Origin of the sequence: Actinomadura soli (assembly GCF_005889715.1) — a bacterium.
Lineage (GTDB): Bacteria > Actinomycetota > Actinomycetes > Streptosporangiales > Streptosporangiaceae > Spirillospora > Spirillospora soli.
This window is the reverse complement of record NZ_VCKW01000183.1, coordinates 1-17796: the sequence shown is the minus strand read 5'-3', so window position 1 is coordinate 17796 and position 17796 is coordinate 1. Positions and strand designations below refer to the sequence as shown.

Below are 17796 nucleotides of genomic sequence, written 5' to 3'. Positions count from 1 at the left end.
GCCGCCGGGCAAGGGGGCGGGCGCGAGGGTGGCCGGGGGCACGTACTCTATAGGGAGACCTTTGTTTTTCGACTCGACGCGAGTAGGAAGGACCAGAACCCTGGCACCCATGCCGGAGGGTCCGCCGCCGGCCCCCGTGACCCAGCGACTGCGCGTCCGCTATGCCAAGCGGGGCAGGCTGCGGTTCACGAGCCACCGCGACATTTCCCGGGCCGTGGAACGCGCCGTCAGGCGCGCCGGGATCCCTGTCGCGTTCAGCGGCGGATTCACCCCCCACCCGAAGATCTCGTATGCGGGTGCGGCGGCGACAGGGGTGGCCAGTGAGGCGGAATACCTTGAGATCGGGCTCGCCGCGCCCCGCGACCCTGCGCGGGTGCGGGCCGATCTCGACGCGGCCCTGCCTCCCGGGCTCGACATCGTGGATGTCGTGCCGGTAAGGGCGGGACGTGACGGCGACGCGCAGCCGAGGGCGGGCGCGTTCGCCGATCGCCTCGAGGCGTCCGAATGGCGGATCCGGCTGGACGGCGTGTCATCCGACGATGCCGCCGCCGCCGTGGCCGCCTTCATGGCCGCCGGCGAGGTCGAGGTGGAACGCCTCACGAAGAAGGGGCTGCGCCGTTTCGACGTGCGCGCCGCCGTGTCCTCCTGTGAGCTGGACCGGCGCGCCGCGGACGCGGCGGATGCCCCTTGTGCGATACTTCGAATGGTTGTTCGGCATTCCACACCCGCCGTACGACCCGACGACATCCTCACCGGACTGCGCCAGGTCGCCGACCTCGCGCCGCCGTCACCCCCGCTGGTGACCAGGCTGGCGCAGGGGCCCCTCGACGCGGGCACCGGTGGCCTCGCGGATCCTCTGGATCCCGACCGGGAGATCGGCCTGCCGTCCGGCGATGACGCCGAGACGGCCCGCGGCCAGGAGCGGCCGCTGCCCGGGGACGCCGCGAGCGTGGATGCCGTCAGCGCCTGACCGTGAGACCGAAGCCGTGGCGACACGGAACCGGTCCCGCAGGGTACGGCTGGCGCACCCCCGACGACTTCGTCGTCATGGCCGGACGATCGTCCGGCGGTGACGGCACCGACGACTGATGGAGTGCTCCCGTGCGGCGCACCGCATCGATCCGCCCCTCGGCGGAACGCGCGGACGCGCCCGGGAGCCTGACGGGAGATTGCCCGGATGCTTGAGAACGAAGCCGATTCGGCCAACGCCGAAGGCACAGAGAACACGGACACGGAGAACACCGAGAACGCGAGCACCGCGAGTGCGGAGGCCGCGAGCACGCAGGACGCGAACTCCCCGGCGGTGACGTCGCGCCCGCGCCGCGCCAGCCGTCCCGCGGGCCCGCCGCCCGACACGACCGGCGCCTCCGCCGCGGCGGACGCCCCGGAGCCGCCGGGAGAGGCCGCTCCGGCCGAGGAGGCGCCCGAGCCGCCGAAGCGCACCACGCGGTCCCGCACCCGCACCAGGAGCGGGAAGGCCGCCGAGACGTCCGAGCCCGTCCCGATGACCGGCGCCGAGAGCTCCCCGGACACCGAGAGCGAGCCCCCGGCCGCCGTCGAGAGCGACCAGCCCGCCGATGAGCAGGCCGCCGATGAGGCGCCCGCGCCGCGTACCCGTACCCGGACGCGCCGCCGCTCCGTGGCCTCCGCGGCGTCGGCCGTTCCCGCCGTCCCGGCGGTGCCGGACGTGCCGGCCGCCGAGCAGGCGCAGGTGTCGGAGGCCGAGCCCGCCAGCGGTGTCGGCGTCCCGGGCGTGACGTTCCAGGCGCCGATGGTCGTGTTCCAGCCGCCGCAGCCGAAGGCCGAGACGTCCGCGCGGCCCAAGGACGAGCCGAAGGCCGAGCCCGCCGAGGACGACGACGTCTCCGATGAGGAGCGCGACGAGCGGCTGTCCGACGAGGACGAGTCCGACGACCGTCCGTCCCGCCGGCGCCGCCGCCGTGGCGGGCGCGGGCGCGGCCGGGGCGGCAAGGAGGGCGACGACGAGGCGCAGGCCGACGAGGCGGAGCCCGAGGAGAAGGACGAGGAGCCCGCCAAGCCCGCCAAGGCCGTCAAGAAGGACAAGAGCACCAAGAAAGACAAGCCCGCCAAGAAGGAAAAGGGCAAGGAGAAGGAGCCCCAGGCGGAGGAGAGCGACCGCGATGCCGACGCGGACGACGGCGACGAGGGCGAGGCCGGCCAGGGCGGGTCGAGCCGCCGCCGGCGGCGCCGCAGGCGCCGCTCCGGGGCCGACGCCGATGGCGTCACGGACGACCCGCCGAACACCGTCGTCCACGTCCGCTCCGCCCGCGAGGCCCGCGCCGCCGCCGAGGACGAGGTCCAGTCCGTCCGGGGCTCGACCCGGCTGGAGGCCAAGAAGCAGCGCCGCCGGGAGGGCCGCGAGCAGGGCCGCCGCCGCCCGCCGGTGATCACCGAGGCCGAGTTCCTGGCCCGCCGCGAGTCCGTCGAGCGGGTCATGGTCGTCCGGCAGGAAGGCGAGCGCACCCAGATCGCCGTCCTGGAGGACGACGTCCTCGTCGAGCACTACGTGAACCGCGCGACGCACCAGAGCTACGTCGGCAACGTCTACCTGGGCAAGGTCCAGAACGTCCTGCCGTCGATGGAGGCGGCGTTCGTCGACATCGGCAAGGGCCGCAACGCCGTCCTGTACGCGGGCGAGGTCAACTGGGACGCCTCCGGCCTGGAGGGCCAGCCGCGCCGCATCGAGTCGGCGCTGAAGTCGGGCCAGTCGGTGCTCGTCCAGGTCACCAAGGACCCGCTCGGCCACAAGGGCGCCCGGCTGACCAGCCAGGTCTCGCTGCCCGGCCGCTACCTCGTGTACGTGCCGGACGGCTCGATGACCGGCATCAGCCGCAAGCTCCCCGACAAGGAGCGCAGCCGCCTCAAGGCGATCCTGAAGAAGGTCATGCCGGAGAACGCCGGCGTGATCGTCCGGACCGCCGCCGAGGGCGCCACCGAGGAGGAGCTCTCCCGGGACGTCTCCCGCCTGGCCGCCCAGTGGGACAACATCCAGAAGAAGGTCAAGACGGCCTCCGCGCCCTCCCTCCTCTACGGCGAGCCCGACCTGACGATCCGCGTCGTCCGCGACATCTTCAACGAGGACTTCTCCAAGCTCGTGGTGTCCGGTGAGGGCGCCTGGGACACCGTCTCCGAGTACGTCGAGTACGTCGCGCCGCACCTCGCCGACCGCGTCGAGCGCTGGACGGGCAACCAGGACGCCATGTCCGCCTACCGCATCGACGAGCAGATCGCCAAGGCCCTCGACCGCAAGGTGTGGCTGCCGTCCGGCGGCTCCCTGGTGATCGACCGCACCGAGGCGATGACGGTCATCGACGTCAACACCGGCAAGTTCACCGGGCAGGGCGGCAACCTGGAGGAGACCGTCACCCGCAACAACCTGGAGGCGGCCGAGGAGATCGTCCGCCAGCTCCGGCTCCGCGACATCGGCGGCATCGTCGTGATCGACTTCATCGACATGGTGCTGGAGAGCAACCGTGACCTGGTGCTGCGCCGTCTCGTGGAGTGCCTGTCGCGGGACCGTACCAAGCATCAGGTCGCCGAGGTCACCTCGCTCGGCCTGGTCCAGATGACCCGCAAGCGCGTCGGCCAGGGCCTGCTGGAGGCGTTCTCGGAGACCTGCGATTCCTGCGGTGGACGCGGCATCCACGTCCATCTGTCCCCGGTCGAGCCGAAGCCGGACAAGGCGGCCGGCAAGGAGAGCGGCCGCCGCCGCAGGCGCAAGGGCGAGGTCGAACGGGCCGTCGAGGAGAAGCTGGCCGAGCACGAGAGCCGTCCCGCCGAGCCGGCCGCGGCGGAGCCCGCCGCGACCGGCGCGTCCGCCGCGACCGCCGAGGCGGCCGAGACCGCGCCGTTCGAGCCCGCCGAACCCGTCCAGCCGGTGCGGGCACGCCGGCGCAGGTCGGGCCCGGCCAAGCGTCCCGCCGGCCCGCCCCCGGAGATCGACGCCGAGGAGTCTCCCGCGCAGGCCGCCGTCGAGGCGGCCGAGGCCGAGGCCGAGACCGCCGGCACCAGCCCGGCCGCGCTCGACTCCGCCGAGCCGGTCCCGGTCGCCGCCAACGGCACCGAGCCGTCCGGGAATGACCTCAACGGCTCCGCGCCCGTCGCCCCCGAGCCGAACGGCTCCACGGCCGACGCCGCCCAGCCCGAGGTCAAGGACGAGGGCGAGCCGATCACCCGCCGCCGCGTCCGCCGCTCCACCGCGTCCGCGGCCCAGACCGCCGACGCGGAGACCGAATAGCGATCCGCCCCGGTGGGCAGGCGCGATCCCGCGCCAGCCCACCGGGCGCTCCCGCTGAGTCAGGTGCGATTGAGCCGGGGCATCCGGTAGTCTTGTACTTCGGCGCGTCCTGGGCGCGTCATCTGAGTCTGCACCGCGAATCCCTCCGGGGCGTTCGGTGCGCACCTCGCCGGTCCGGTGAGGTCAAGCAGAGAGCATCAGGGTCTTCTCTGGTGTGCCGCCTTCGGCCCGATGGCCGGAGGTAGGCCCCCATCCGGGGGCTGGTGTGAGCCACGCGCGGGGCCGGTTCAGTCCGGAAGCGCGCGAAGACGAAGGGTTTCCGCGGTGTACGCGATTGTCCGCGCAGGCGGCAGGCAGGAGAAGGTCGCCGTCGATGACGTGCTGACCGTCGACAAGCTGGCCGGCGACGTCGGTTCGACCGTCACGTTCCCGGCCGTGCTGGTGGTGGACGGCGACACGGTCGTCAGCGGCTCGGCCGACCTCGCGCGCTACGAGGTGACCGCCGAGATCCTCGGCGCGGTCAAGGGCCCGAAGATCAACATCATGCACTACCGGAACAAGACCGGGTACAAGCGGCGGATGGGGCACCGTCAGCCGTACACCGAGGTCAAGATCACCGGTATCAAGGCCGGGAAGTAGGGAGAGCGGTCACATGGCACACAAGAAGGGCGCGTCGTCCAGCCGCAACGGCCGTGACTCCAATGCCAAGCGTCTCGGCGTGAAGCGGTTCGGCGGGCAGGTCGTCAAGGCCGGCGAGATCATCGTCCGGCAGCGCGGCACCCACTTCCACCCCGGCCCGGGCGTCGGGCGCGGCGGCGACGACACGCTGTTCGCGCTGACCGCGGGCGCGGTGCAGTTCCGTCGCTACCGGGGCCGCAACGCGGTGAGCGTCGTCCCGCCGGCGGAGTAGTCCGCCTGGGAAAAAGACTTTGCTGAAGGGGCGGACCGTTTCCGGTCCGCCCCTTCTCCGTTTCGTTGAGGAGAGATCACCGTGGCCGCTGGAGCGGGATCGGGCGCGCAGTTCGTCGACCGGGTGGTGCTGCACGTCGCCGCCGGCAACGGCGGCAACGGCTGCGCGTCGATCCACCGGGAGAAGTTCAAGCCGCTCGGCGGGCCGGACGGCGCGAACGGCGGGCGCGGCGGCGACGTCGTCCTGGTCGTCGACGGGAACGCCGCGAGCCTCCTGGAGTATCACCGGCGCCCGCACCGCAAGGCGGGCAACGGCCGTCCCGGGCAGGGCGGCCACCGGACGGGCGCGGACGGCGGCGACGTGGTCCTGCCCGTCCCGGACGGCACCGTCGTCAAGGAGGGCGCCGAGGTCGTGGCCGACCTGGTCGGCGAGGGCACCCGGTACGTGGTCGCGCGTGGCGGCAACGGCGGCCTCGGGAACGCGGCGCTGGCGACCGCCAAGCGCAAGGCGCCCGGGTTCGCGCTGCTCGGCGAGCCGGGAGAGGCGCGCGACGTCGTCCTGGAACTGAAGAGCGTCGCGGACGTCGCGCTCGTCGGCTTCCCCAGCGCGGGCAAGTCGTCGCTGATCGCCGCGCTGTCGGCCGCCAAGCCGAAGATCGCCGACTATCCGTTCACGACGCTGATCCCGAACCTCGGCGTGGTCGAGGCGGCCGACACGACGTTCACGGTCGCGGACGTCCCCGGCCTGATCGAAGGCGCCAGCGAGGGTCGCGGCCTCGGCCTGGACTTCCTCCGCCACATCGAGCGCTCGTCCACCCTCGCGCACGTCCTCGACTGCGCGACGATGGAGCCGGGACGCGACCCGGTCAGCGACTTCGACGTCATCGAACGCGAGCTGCGGGCCTACGACCGGGTGCTCGGCGACCGCCCGCTGTCGGACCGGCCCCGCATCGTCGTCCTGAACAAGGTGGACGTCCCGGACGGGCGCGACCTCGCCGAGATGGTCAGGCCCGAGTTCGAGGCGCGCGGCCTGAAGGTGTTCGAGGTGTCGGCGGCGACGCGCGAGGGCCTGCGGGAGCTGTCGTTCGCGATGGCGGCGATGGTGGGCGAGTACCGCGCGTCGCTGCCGCCGGCGGAGCCGACCCGCATCGTCATCCGGCCCGAGCCGGTCGGCGGCGACACCGACTTCGAGGTCAGGGACATCGGCGACAACACGTACCTGATCACCGGCGCGAAACCGGTCCGGTGGCTGCGGCAGACGGACTTCGCCAACGAGGAGGCCGTCGGCTACCTCGCCGACCGGCTGGCGCGGCTCGGCGTGGAGGACGCCCTCGCCAAGGCGGGCGCCAGCGCGGGCGCGACGGTCCTGATCGGCACGCCGGACGACTCGGTCGTCTTCGACTGGGAGCCCGAGGTCGCGGCCGGCGACGGCGCCGCCGGACCGCGCGGCACCGACCGCCGCCTGGGCGGACGGCCGTGACGGAGCGGGAGGCCATGAACGAGCGGGAGGCCGTGAACGAGCGGGAGGCGATCGCGAAGGCCCGCCGGATCGTGGTGAAGGCGGGCTCGTCGTCGCTGACCACCACGGAGGGGACGATCGACGCCGGGCGCATCGACGCGCTGGTGGACGTCCTCGCCGCCCGCCGCGCCGACGGCACCGAGATCGTGTTCGTGTCGTCCGGCGCGATCGCCGCGGGCCTCGGCCCGCTGGGGCTGACCCGGCGGCCGCGCGACCTCGCCACCCAGCAGGCGGCGGCGAGCGTCGGCCAGGGCCTGCTGTTCGCCCGGTACACCGCGGCGTTCGCCCGGCACGGGATGACGGCCGGGCAGGTGCTGCTCACCGCCGACGACATGATGCGCCGCTCCCACCATCGCAACGCGCAGCGCACGCTCGCGCAGCTCCTCGCCCTCGGCATCCTGCCGATCGTGAACGAGAACGACACCGTCGCCACCGACGAGATCCGGTTCGGCGACAACGACCGGCTCGCCGCGCTGGTCGCGCACCTGACCCGCGCGGACGCGCTGATCCTGCTGTCGGACGTCGACGCCCTCTACACCGGCGACCCGCGCCGTCCCGGCGCCCGCCGCATCGCCGACGTGCACGGCCCGGGCGACCTGAAGGACGTCAAGCTCGGCCGGTCCGGACGCGTCGGCACCGGCGGCATGGTCACCAAGGTCGAGGCGGCCCGGATCGCGGGCATCCCCGTCGTGCTGACGGACGCCGCGTCCGCCGCGCACGCGCTCGCCGGCGACGGGGTCGGGACGCTGTTCCACCCGGCCGACGGCCGCCGCATGTCGACCCGGGACCTGTGGCTCGCCCACGCCACCACCGGGCAGGGACGGGTCACGCTCGACCCTGGCGCGGTCGACGCGGTGGTGCGGCGCCGCAAGTCGCTGCTCCCGGCCGGGGTGACGGGCGTGTCCGGCGACTTCGCGGCGGGCGACCCCGTCGACCTGTGCGACACCGCGGGCCGGGTGGTGGCGCGCGGGCTGGTGAACTACGACGCGTCCGAGATCCCCGACCTGATGGGCCGCTCCACGCGCTGGCTGGCCCGGGAGCTGGGCGCGGAGTACGAACGCGAGATAATCCACCGCGACCATCTGGTGGTCCTTTCGGAAGGGGACGTGTGATGAGCGAGGCCGACGAGTTCGTGCGGGTCGCGCGGCGCGCCGGGGAGGCCGCCGCCGGGCTGGCCCCGCTGCCCCGGGCGGCGAAGGACGCGGCGCTGCACCGGATCGCGGACGCCCTGGTCGCCGCCGCGCCGGAGATCGTCGAGGCGAACGCGGCGGATGTGGCGCGGGCCCGGGAGAACGGCACGTCCGAGTACATGATCGACCGGCTGAGCCTGTCGGAGGGCCGGATCGCCGCGATCGCCGACGCGGTCCGGAAGGTCGCCGCGCTGCCCGACCCGGTGGGGGAGTCGGTGCGCGGGAGCGTCCTGCCGAACGGGCTGGAGCTGCGGCAGGTGCGGGTGCCGCTCGGCGTCGTCGGGATGATCTACGAGGGCCGCCCGAACGTGACCGTGGACGCCGCCGCGCTGTGCCTGAAGAGCGGGAACGCGGCGCTGCTGCGCGGCTCGTCGTCGGCGCACGACTCGAACACGGCGCTGGTCCGGGTGATGCAGCGCGCGCTGGCGGAGACGGAGGTCCCGGCGGACGCGGTCCAGCTCGTCCCGGGCACGTCCCGCGAGTCGGTGAAGCACCTGATGCGGGCCCGCGGCCTGGTGGACGTGCTGATCCCGCGCGGCGGCGCCTCGCTGATCAACTCGGTGGTGGAGGAGTCGATGGTCCCGGTGATCGAGACGGGCGTCGGGAACTGCGCGGTGTACGTGGACGCCGCCGCCGACGTCGACATGGCCGTCGAGATCCTGCTGAACGCGAAGACGCAGCGTCCGTCCGTTTGCAACGCGGCGGAGACGTTCCTGGTGCACGCCGACGTCGCCGACGCGTTCGTCCCCCGCGCGCTTGGGGCGCTGCGGAAGGCCGGTGTCACCGTCCACGGCGATGACCGCATCCGGTCATACGCCGGCGGCGACGGCGTCGTGGAGGCGACCGAGGACGACTGGCACGCCGAGTACCTGTCCCTCGACATCGCCGCCCGCGTCGTCGACTCGCTGGACGACGCCGTCGCGCACATCCGCGAGTACGGTTCCGGCCACACCGAGGCGATCGTCACGACGTCGCAGCCCGCCGCGAAACGGTTCGTCGCCCTGGTCGACTCGGCCGCGGTGATGGTGAACGCCTCCACGCGCTTCACCGACGGCGAGGAGTTCGGCTTCGGCGCGGAGATCGGCATCTCGACGCAGAAGCTGCACGCCCGCGGCCCGATGGGGCTTCCGGAGCTGACGTCGACGAAGTACGTGGTGACGGGCGAGGGCCATCTGCGCGGCTGACCACCCTGACCGCCCCGGTCAACTTGTGACATTTTGACCATTGATGTCACGTCGTGGCGCGTGGTGTGATTCACGATTGTGACTCGTGAGTACACTCGCCGCCGCGTCTTGAAGGGCGCCGCCCTCGGCGCGGGGCTGGCCTCCACCGGACTCGTCGCGTTCCCCTCGCGCCCTGCTACCGCCGCCCCCGGGGCCTTTCCCGCGCTCCGCGGCCCCGTCGACGGCACCACCCTGGCCCGGACGTACGTGCTCGGTTCCGCAGGCACCGGCGGCTACCGTCCCGTGATCGCCGGACCGGGCGAGCCGCACCTCCTCCGCCGCGACCTCGGCGGCGCCGCGTCCGCGCGCCGCGCCGTGCGGCGCCGGCCTGTCCTGGCGTTCGGCCAGCTCACCGACGTCCACGTCATCGACGCCCAGTCCCCGGCGCGCGTCGAGCTCCTCGACCGCTTCAAGGACGTCATGGACGTGCCCGTGCAGAGCGCGTACCGGCCGCAGGAGATCCTGTCCACGCAGGTCGCCGAGGCGATGGTCCGGGCGATGAACCGCGTCGGGCGGGGCCCGGCGACCGGGCTGCCGCTCGCGTTCGCCATCAACACCGGTGACGCGGCCGACAACGTCCAGTACAACGAGGTCCGCTGGATCATCGACCTGCTGGACGGCGGCCGCATCCGCCCCGACTCCGGCGATCCGGACCGGTACGAGGGCGTCATGGACTGGACGTCCTACGACCGCGCGTTCTGGCATCCCGAAGGCCCGCCGCCCGGCGCGGACCCCGACATCCCCATCGCCACGTTCGGCTTCCCGCGCGTGGAGGGCCTGATCGACGCCGCGCGCAGGCCTTTCCAGGCGACCGGCCTGGACGCGCCGTGGCTCGCCGTGTTCGGCAACCACGACGGCCTCGTCCAGGGGAACCTGCCGGTCAACCCGCTCATCTCGGCCCTCGCCACCGGTGGCGTCCGGGTCGGCGTACCGGCGGACGCCGCCCAGGCCCAGATCCTCGCCCGCATCCTGGCCGAGGGCGACGCCGAGGCTCTCCTGCGCCTCATCCGCGAGCACGGCGACGCGGGCGGCCTGTTCCGCCGCGTGACACCCGACCCGGACCGGCGCATGCTGTCGCGCCGCGAGGTCGTCGCCGAGCACTTCAAGACGGCCGCGTCCCTGCGCGGGCACGGCTTCAACCTGGGCAACCTCCGCGACGGGACGGCCTACTACGCGTTCGGCAAGGGCGCCGTCCGGGGACTCGTCCTCGACACCGTCAACCCGAACGGCCTACCCGAGGGCTCGCTCGACAAGGAGCAGTTCGCGTGGCTGGAGTCCCAGCTGAAGGCCGGAAGCAGCCACTACTACGCCCCGGACGGCTCCGTCGTCCGGCACAGGGTGAAGGACCGGCTGTTCGTCCTGTTCAGCCACCATCCGATCGCCTCCCTGGACAACGCCCTCGGCGGCGACCGTGTCCTGGGCGACGAGGTCCTGGCGCTCCTGCTGCGCTACCCGAACGTGATCCTGTGGGTGAACGGCCACACGCACCGCAACCGCGTGATCCCGCACGCCCGCGAGAGCGGCGGGGGTTTCTGGGAGGTGAACACGGCCGCGCACATCGACTTCCCGCAGCAGAGCCGCATCCTCGAACTCGCCGACAACGGCGACGGCACCCTGTCGATCTTCGCGACGGTCCTGGACTCGGCCGGTCCCGCGTCCTACGGCGGCCGCCTCACCGACCCCGTCCGGCTGGCGTCGCTGTCCCGTGAGCTGGCGGGCAACGACTGGCAGGAACGCGAGGAGAACCGCCGCGGCGACGCCGACGACCGCAACGTCGAACTCCTCCTCCCCGCCCCGTTCTAGCGCGCCAGAGGAGCACGAGAAGGCATGAGAAAGGCCGCCGCGTCCGTGTCGCGGCGGCCTGGTGGTCGCTCTCCCCGTTGCCGTTGCCCGGGCTGATCGCCGTCGCTCCGGCTAGTTGGTGTCGGTCGGTCCGTTGTCGCGGCGGCTGAACCGGTCGAACAGCCCGCCGGCCGCGCCGGCCGCCGCGTCCGCCATGTCGCGCACCTTGCCCACGAACGGGTCGGCCGTCCGCTCCCACGACTCCCGGTACGACCTGGCCGCCTCCTTGATCTCGTCGGTGACCGATGCGCTGCCGTCGTCGTCGCGGCGGGCGTAGTCGCCGGCGAGGATCCGCTCGTACTCGCCGCTGCGCGCCCACCGGTCGATCTCCGCGAACCGGATCACCGCGAACGGGTGCGACTGCCCGAGCAGGTTCAGGAACTTCAGCAGCCCGTCCCGGACGTCGCCGGCCGCGTCGTACTCGCGGGCCTGCTCCAGGAACGCCTCGCTGCTCATGTCGCCGAGCCGCGTCCCGCCGGCGAGCTTCATCATCACGCGCTTCGCGGCGTCCAGGTCCTGCCCGACGAGCAGGCCGGCGCGGTCGGACGACAGCTCCGCCTTCCGGAACCACTCCCGCAACCCGATGATGATCGCCGCGATGCCCATGTTGCCGAGCGGCAGCCACGCCAGCCGCGACCCGAGCTGCAACAGGATCTGCATCATCGTCTGGTACACCGCGTGCCCGGACAGGATGTGCCCGACCTCGTGCCCGACGACGAACCGCAGCTCCTCGTCGTCCAGCAGGTCGATCAGGCCGGTGTTCAGCACGATGAACGGGTGGTCGGAGCCGAGCGCCATCGCGTTGGGCGTCGGGTCCTGCCGGACGTACAGCTCCGGTACCTCCGGCATGTCCAGGACGTACGAGGCGTCGCGGACCATGTCATAGATGTTGCGGAACTGGTCTTCGCCGACGCGCACCGTCCCGCCGAGGAACATCAGCCGCAGGGACCGCTCGTTGATCAGCCCCGACAGCTTGCGCAGGACGACGTCGAACCCGGACAGCGAGCGCAGCGCCACGAGCGCCGATCGGTCCGCCGGGTGTTCGTAGGCCCGGGAACTGATCCCCGGGAACCGCGCTCGTGCTCGATCCGGTGTGTTCTCCGTCATGTCTGGCATGGTAGTTCCGACGAACCACCGAGTCGCAGGGTTCCCCGCCGCGGATCCCTCGACCGGCTCCGGCCGTGCCCGGGAGGCGAGCCATGTTCGACCCGAAAGCCGAGGCGATGTCCCTCGACGAGCGCGCCGCGCTGCAGCGGCACCGTCTGTGGGGGCTGGTCGACCGGCTTCTCGCGGCGGGCGGCGTCCAGGGCCACCGGCTGAAGGAGGCCGGCGTCGGCGGCGGCTCGGACGTCACCCTCGCCGGGCTGCGGAACCTCCCGTTCACCACCAAGCAGGACCTCTGGGACACCTACCCGTTCGGGATGCTGGCCGTCCCGCGCGACCAGGTCGCCGCCGTGCACGGCTCCAGCGGGACGCGCGGACGCCCCACCCTCGTCGCCTACACCAGGGCCGACCTCGACCTGTGGGCGGCCATGTGCGCGCGGTCGCTGTCGTGCGCGGGGGCGTCGCCGGGGAGCATCGTCCACAACGCCTACGGCTACGGCCTGTTCACCGGCGGGATCGGCATCCACCAGGGCGCCGTGGCGCTCGGCGCGACCGTGGTGCCGATGTCGGGCGGCATGACCGACCGGCAGGTCCGGATGCTCACCGACCTCCGCGCGGACGTCCTGACCTGCACCCCCGCCTACGCCCTCCGGCTCGGCGAGGCGATCGCGGAGGCGGGCGCCGAACCGCACGCGCTCAAGGCGGGCCTCTTCGGCGCCGAGCCCTGGTCGGAGGAGCTGCGCACCGCCATCGAGCGCGTCCTGCCGATCAAGGCGATGGACATCTACGGCCTGTCCGAGGTCATCGGCCCCGGCGTCGCCACCGAATGCCTCGAACAGGACGGCCTGCACGTCAACGAGGACCACTTCATCGTCGAGGCCGTCGACCCGTCCACCGGCGGGCCCGTCGAGGAGGGCACCCCCGGCGAGCTGGTGTTCACGACCCCGACGAAGCAGGCGCTGCCGCTCCTGCGCTACCGCACCGGCGACATCGCGTCCCTGACCCGCGGCGAATGCCCCTGCGGGCGGACGCTCGTCCGGATGAGCAAGGTCCTCGGCCGCGCCGACGACATGCTCGTCGTCCGGGGCGTCAACGTGTACCCGAGCGAGGTCGAGCGCGTCCTGCTCGGGTCCGGGCTCGTCCGGCCGCACTACCAGCTCGTCGTGGACCGCCGCAGCCCCGCCACCCGGCTGCTCGTCGCCTGCGAGGCCCTCTCCGGCAACCCGCGCGGCGAGCTCGTCCGTGCCCTGCACGAGTCGCTCGGGCTGACCGCCGAGGTGTTCGTCCTGCCCGGCGGCACCGTGCCGAGGGTCGAGGTCGGCAAGGCCGTCCGCGTCGTGACCTGGAAGGACGGAGCCGCGCCCCTCCCCGGCCTGGCCTGAGCCCCGGGGGCCCGGACGTTCCGGGCCCGGGGCCCGCTGGCTATTCTCGTCGCCATGACGCAAAAGCGGCGGCTGGGGATCATGGGCGGCACGTTCGACCCGATCCACCACGGGCACCTCGTGGCCGCGAGCGAGGTCGCGCACTTCTTCTCCCTGGACGAGGTCGTGTTCGTGCCCACCGGCATCTCGTCCCACAAGGAGGGACGCAAGGTCGCCGCCGCCGAGGACCGCTACCTCATGGCCGTGATCGCCACCGCGTCCAACCCGCGCTTCTCCGTCAGCCGCGTCGACATCGACCGCCCGCGGCCCACCTACACCGTCGACACCCTCCGCGACATGCGGCGGATCCAGGGGCCGGGCGCCGACCTGTTCTTCATCACCGGCGCGGACGCCCTGGAGAAGATGCTGACCTGGCACGACACCGAGGAGCTGTTCGAGCTCGCGCACTTCGTCGGCGTCACCCGTCCCGGCCACCGGCTCGCCGACCCCGGCCTGCCCAACGGGCGGGTCTCCCTCATGGAGGTCCCGGCCCTGTCGATCTCCTCGACCGAGTGCCGCGACCGCGTCCGCTCCGGCGAGCCCATCTGGTACCTCGTCCCGGACGGGATCGTCCAGTACATCAACAAACGCGACCTTTACCGGAGTTGACCCAGGGCCGTCCCGGAACCCGCATCGGCGGGCCGGACGGACACCCGAATGGGGCGCCCGGCCTCGGGACATACCCTGGGATGAGGAAGGGCCGCAGGAGCATTTGCGGTCGAACAGCGACATAGGGAGCCGTTGTCCGCCGCCCGTGAGAAGGTGGTAGCGGATACGACCCCTACAGGGAGGATCGCGAGCGCATCGTGACCGCATCCGAGAGGGCGGCACAGCTCGTCCGAATCGCCGCCGAGGCGGCGGGCGACAAGCTGGCCGACGACATTCTTGCCTACGACGTGAGCGAGCAGCTCGTCATCACCGACGCTTTCGTGCTCTGCTCCGCACCCAGCGACCGTCAGGTCCGCGCCATCGTCGACGAAGTCGAGAAACGCCTCCGCGAGGACGCCGGCGCCAAGCCCGTCCGCCGCGAGGGCGAGCGCGAAGGCCGCTGGGTGCTGCTGGACTACGCGGACATCATCGTGCACATCCAGCACGAGGAAGACCGCATGTTCTACGCCCTCGAACGGCTCTGGAAAGACTGCCCCCTCATCGAACTGCCGGAACACGTCACCGCCCACCAGAACCATCGCGCCCGCACCGTCGGGAGCGCGAGTGAGTGACGCCCGCCCCACCCGCCAGCCGGGGAAACGGCGGCTCGTGCTCTGGAGACACGGCCAGACCGCCTGGAACCTCGAACACCGCTTCCAGGGCAAGACCGACGTCCCGCTCGACGACACCGGGCTCCAGCAGGCCCGGCGAGCGGCCAGGCTCCTCGCCGGGCTCAGCCCCACCGCCCTCCTGGCGTCCCCGCTCCGCCGCGCGGCCGACACCGCCCAGGCCCTCGCCGACATCACCGGGCTCCCCGTCCGCTACGACAAGGACCTCATCGAACGCGACGGCGGCGCCTGGGAGGGCCTGACCAACCGCGAGATCCGCGAACGGTACCCGGCCGAGCACGCCGCCTGGCAGCCGCCCGGCGGCGAGACCAGCGCCCAGGTCGCCAAGCGCGTCGGCGCCGCCCTCGAACGCGCCCTCGACGACCTCCCGCCCACCGGGCAGCTCGTCGTCGCGTCCCACGGCGCCGCGCTCCGCCTCGGCATGTCCCACCTCCTCCGCCTCCCCGAAGAGACCTGGGAACGCCTCGGCGGCCTCTCCAACTGCTGCTGGTCGGTCGTCACCGAGATGCGCGACGGCGGCTGGCGCCTCGCCGAGCACAACGCCGGCACCCTTCCCGAACCCGTCCTCAGCGACGACCGCCCCGACGCCGGAACCTGACCGGCAAACGATTCGAGCCGCGCCCGCCCCGTCCGATACACTGGCGAAGCGCTGCGGGATGAACGTCCACGCAGCGGCGGGGCTATGGCGCAGTTGGTAGCGCGCCTCCATGGCATGGAGGAGGTCTGGGGTTCGAATCCCCATAGCTCCACGAACGAGTTGGGAGTGGCGAGCCCGCGGAGAGCGCGGGCCGCCACTCCTTCTTCGTGTTTGACCCGGGACGACCCCCGATACGGGGGCTCCGCCCCCCCCGCCCCCCTTCCGGCTGAGGTTGTAGGGCGTGTGCGGCTCTTGCACTTCGAGCCTTTTCGGGGCTTCGCCCCTTGCCCCCCGGATTCGGGAATCTGTTCGGCGACGACTGGGGGCCGCCGGACGCTTTCTTGTGCCGGACGGGCGGAACGGCGGCTCGGAAATGGTTTCATGCCTGGTATGGGAAGACACCGCAGGGGGGCGCGCGAGGTCACTGTGGCCGACCTCATCGACGAGTTGCGCAGGTTCGAGCCGGGGATGCAGGTGCGGCTGGCCATCCAGCCGCGGCTTCCGCAGGAGCACGCCATCGGCCCCGTGGGGGAGGCCGATGGGATCGTGTGGATCGGAGACGGCGGACAACGCGGCTACGCGCCCGAGGACGTCCGCGAAAGCCTCGGATGGGTCTGACGCAAAAGGTTCGCCATGACGGCGGCTGCCTTTCGTCCGGCCGCGCTTCACCATGTCGATCATGCGGGAACAGCCACGGAGTGGCGATGCATGATCGAGATGAGGGTTGACCCATGAGAAGCCGGATCTCCGGAATAACGCTGCTGCCCGCCGCGCTCGTCGCGGCGACCGTCATGGCCGCGGCGGCGCCCGTCGCGGCGCACGAAGCGCCGCCACCGGCCCCGGAGACCAATGCCGAGCCGGCCGCGGAGAGCGACGTCGAGAAGGAGGACTGCGCCCTGGCGCTCAAGGTCCTCTCGTACCACAAGCTGCTCCCGAACCAGCCCGACCTCGGACGGGCCCTCTGCGCCAGGAACCAGGCGAAGCAGCAGGAGCAGTCCACCCAGGACCAGCCCGCCGAGGACCAGGCCGCCCAGGGCGGGCCCGCCGAAGGCCGGCCCGCCCAGACCGAGTCCACCAAGGAGATCAACAGCAAGCACACCACCGGCAACGGCCGGATCATCGAGGAGAACAAGGTCCTCGGCGTCCCGGTCGAGTGGCCCAGGAACGTCACGGTCCACGTACCGACGGTCAACGACCACTGGTACACCTACACCTCGAAGAAGCCGGGCTGACGCGGCGCGGGCCGCGGCGGACACCCGCCGCGGCCCGCGTCCGAACCGCTCCCAGCGTGCACTAGGCTTTATCCGACCAAGGGGCTATGGCGCAGTTGGTAGCGCGCCTCCATGGCATGGAGGAGGTCTGGGGTTCGAATCCCCATAGCTCCACGAGGCGGTTCCGCCTGCTCGGTGAGCTTTGCTCACCTTCGCCGGTGCCCGCCATTTCTTCCCGGGGGCGACCCCCGGACCCCCGAGGCGGCTGCGCCTGCTCGGTGAGCTTTGCTCACCTTCGCCGGTGCCCGCCATTTCTTCCCGGGGGGCAACCCCCGGACCCCCGAGGCGCTTGCGCGCGCTGCTCCTGCCCGCCGCTCCTTTGTCGTCTTGACCATGTTTCAGGCGGTGTAGCGGAGGACGGCTCCGACGTGAAGGTTGGGGTTGGGGCCGTTGGGCGGTAGGACGACCAGTTCGCCGTCGGTGGCGGCCGCGGCCCGGATCAGGGCGGCGTCGGCTCGGTCCTCGTAGGGGGAGGCCACCCCGAACTCGTCGTGGAGCTCTTCGGCGGTGGTGGCGATCTGCGCCGGGTCAGGGCCGACCCACAGGCGGGCGTTGGAGACGGGGTCGTCCTCCAAGAGGAGCGTCTCGACCCGTCCCTGGCGGACGGCCTCGGTGGTGGACGGCAGGCCCGAGACGGCGCGCTGGCCGTTGGCGAGTTCGCGGTCGAAACGTTCGGCGACGGTGAGGATGCGTTCGGTCGTCTTGAGGTTCAGGATGCGGCGGACTTCCGCGTCCAGGTCCGGGTCGTCGACGGTGGTGTTCTTGTCGGTCTCGACGGTGTGCTCCAGGACGTGCTCGGACACCTCGTCCAGGACGGCGGTACGGGCGCGGGTGTCACCGGCGATCACGACGGCCTCGGCGCCGTAGCGGTCGGCGGCGCGGTCGATCTCGTGGGCGACCTTCTTGGCGTTGGTCTTCCACACGTTCTCCGACGAGCGCTGGAACCGGGACTGGTTCCAGTCGCCCGCCTTGGTCTTGCGGATGGGGTACTCCTCGTCCCCCTGGACGTCGATGTGCCGGTGCCGCCCGTCGGCGGTGACGCAGTCGATCGCGCCCCCGCGACGGTCGACGACGGCCAGCAGGTGGGGGAACTTCTCACCGCGTTCGGCCAGGTAGGGGAGGACGTCCGGGAGTGGGGCCAGGGT

16 protein-coding genes and 2 tRNA genes are annotated in these 17796 nt (G+C 72.4%); 16 read left to right on the top strand and 2 right to left on the bottom strand.

What is annotated here, in order from left to right; all coding sequences use genetic code 11:
• The first annotated feature begins 109 nt into the window (after positions 1-109).
• From ETD83_RS28855 to ETD83_RS28820, 8 genes are all read left to right on the top strand, one after another.
• Complete coding sequence (locus tag ETD83_RS28855; RefSeq protein WP_138648363.1) at positions 110-970, top strand: TIGR03936 family radical SAM-associated protein; 861 nt, start codon at positions 110-112, stop codon at positions 968-970.
• A 207-nt stretch (positions 971-1177) separates the two neighbouring features.
• Complete coding sequence (locus tag ETD83_RS28850) at positions 1178-4258, top strand: ribonuclease E/G (RefSeq protein WP_138648362.1); 3081 nt, start codon at positions 1178-1180, stop codon at positions 4256-4258.
• Between the two features lie 324 nt (positions 4259-4582).
• Positions 4583-4897, top strand: coding sequence for a 50S ribosomal protein L21 (rplU, locus tag ETD83_RS28845; RefSeq protein ID WP_132178495.1), 315 nt, complete (start codon positions 4583-4585; stop codon positions 4895-4897).
• A 13-nt stretch (positions 4898-4910) separates the two neighbouring features.
• Entirely contained in the window at positions 4911-5168 is a 258-nt protein-coding gene (gene rpmA / locus ETD83_RS28840; RefSeq protein WP_138648361.1) for a 50S ribosomal protein L27, read from the top strand.
• A gap of 81 nt (positions 5169-5249) precedes the next feature.
• Positions 5250-6647 carry a GTPase ObgE gene (obgE, locus tag ETD83_RS28835; RefSeq protein ID WP_138648360.1) on the top strand — a complete coding sequence of 466 codons (1398 nt, stop codon included), beginning with the start codon at positions 5250-5252 and terminating at the stop codon, positions 6645-6647.
• Positions 6648-6661: 14 nt separating this feature from the next.
• Positions 6662-7798: a glutamate 5-kinase gene (proB, locus tag ETD83_RS28830; RefSeq protein WP_138648359.1), complete on the top strand. Its 1137-nt coding sequence runs from the start codon at positions 6662-6664 to the stop codon at positions 7796-7798.
• On the top strand, positions 7798-9060 hold the full coding sequence (locus tag ETD83_RS28825) for a glutamate-5-semialdehyde dehydrogenase (protein ID WP_138648358.1): 1263 nt from the start codon (positions 7798-7800) through the stop codon (positions 9058-9060). The genes proB and ETD83_RS28825 overlap by 1 nt, the downstream gene beginning before the upstream one ends.
• Positions 9061-9168: 108 nt before the next feature.
• Positions 9169-10902: a TIGR03767 family metallophosphoesterase gene (locus tag ETD83_RS28820; RefSeq protein WP_230421263.1), complete on the top strand. Its 1734-nt coding sequence runs from the start codon at positions 9169-9171 to the stop codon at positions 10900-10902.
• 111 nt (positions 10903-11013) lie between these two features.
• On the opposite strand, the gene ETD83_RS28815 is transcribed toward ETD83_RS28820, so the two are convergent.
• Positions 11014-12048: a M48 family metallopeptidase gene (locus ETD83_RS28815; RefSeq protein WP_138648356.1), complete on the bottom strand. Its 1035-nt coding sequence runs from the start codon at positions 12046-12048 to the stop codon at positions 11014-11016.
• A gap of 92 nt (positions 12049-12140) precedes the next feature.
• Between ETD83_RS28815 and ETD83_RS28810 the strand changes: the two genes are divergently transcribed.
• The 8 genes from ETD83_RS28810 (at position 12141) to ETD83_RS28775 (ending at position 16765) form a co-directional block, all read left to right on the top strand.
• Positions 12141-13427, top strand: coding sequence for a phenylacetate--CoA ligase family protein (locus tag ETD83_RS28810; RefSeq protein ID WP_205717942.1), 1287 nt, complete (start codon positions 12141-12143; stop codon positions 13425-13427).
• Between the two features lie 54 nt (positions 13428-13481).
• Complete coding sequence (gene nadD, locus ETD83_RS28805; protein ID WP_138648355.1) at positions 13482-14075, top strand: nicotinate-nucleotide adenylyltransferase; 594 nt, start codon at positions 13482-13484, stop codon at positions 14073-14075.
• Between the two features lie 197 nt (positions 14076-14272).
• On the top strand, positions 14273-14686 hold the full coding sequence (rsfS, locus tag ETD83_RS28800) for a ribosome silencing factor (protein WP_138648354.1): 414 nt from the start codon (positions 14273-14275) through the stop codon (positions 14684-14686).
• A complete protein-coding gene (locus ETD83_RS28795) occupies positions 14679-15341 on the top strand; it encodes a histidine phosphatase family protein (RefSeq protein WP_138648353.1) in 663 nt (220 codons plus the stop codon). Before rsfS ends, ETD83_RS28795 begins: the two co-directional genes overlap by 8 nt.
• Positions 15342-15419: 78 nt before the next feature.
• A tRNA-Ala gene (locus ETD83_RS28790) sits at positions 15420-15492 on the top strand.
• Between the two features lie 278 nt (positions 15493-15770).
• Positions 15771-15998, top strand: coding sequence for a hypothetical protein (locus ETD83_RS28785; RefSeq protein WP_138648352.1), 228 nt, complete (start codon positions 15771-15773; stop codon positions 15996-15998).
• Between the two features lie 113 nt (positions 15999-16111).
• On the top strand, positions 16112-16612 hold the full coding sequence (locus ETD83_RS28780; RefSeq protein WP_138648351.1) for a hypothetical protein: 501 nt from the start codon (positions 16112-16114) through the stop codon (positions 16610-16612).
• An 80-nt stretch (positions 16613-16692) separates the two neighbouring features.
• Positions 16693-16765, top strand: a tRNA-Ala gene (locus ETD83_RS28775).
• Positions 16766-16989: 224 nt separating this feature from the next.
• Here the strand turns inward: ETD83_RS28775 and ETD83_RS42855 are convergent.
• Positions 16990-17796 (bottom strand): baeRF2 domain-containing protein (locus tag ETD83_RS42855; protein ID WP_171064480.1); only part of this gene is annotated, 807 nt, incomplete at its 5' end.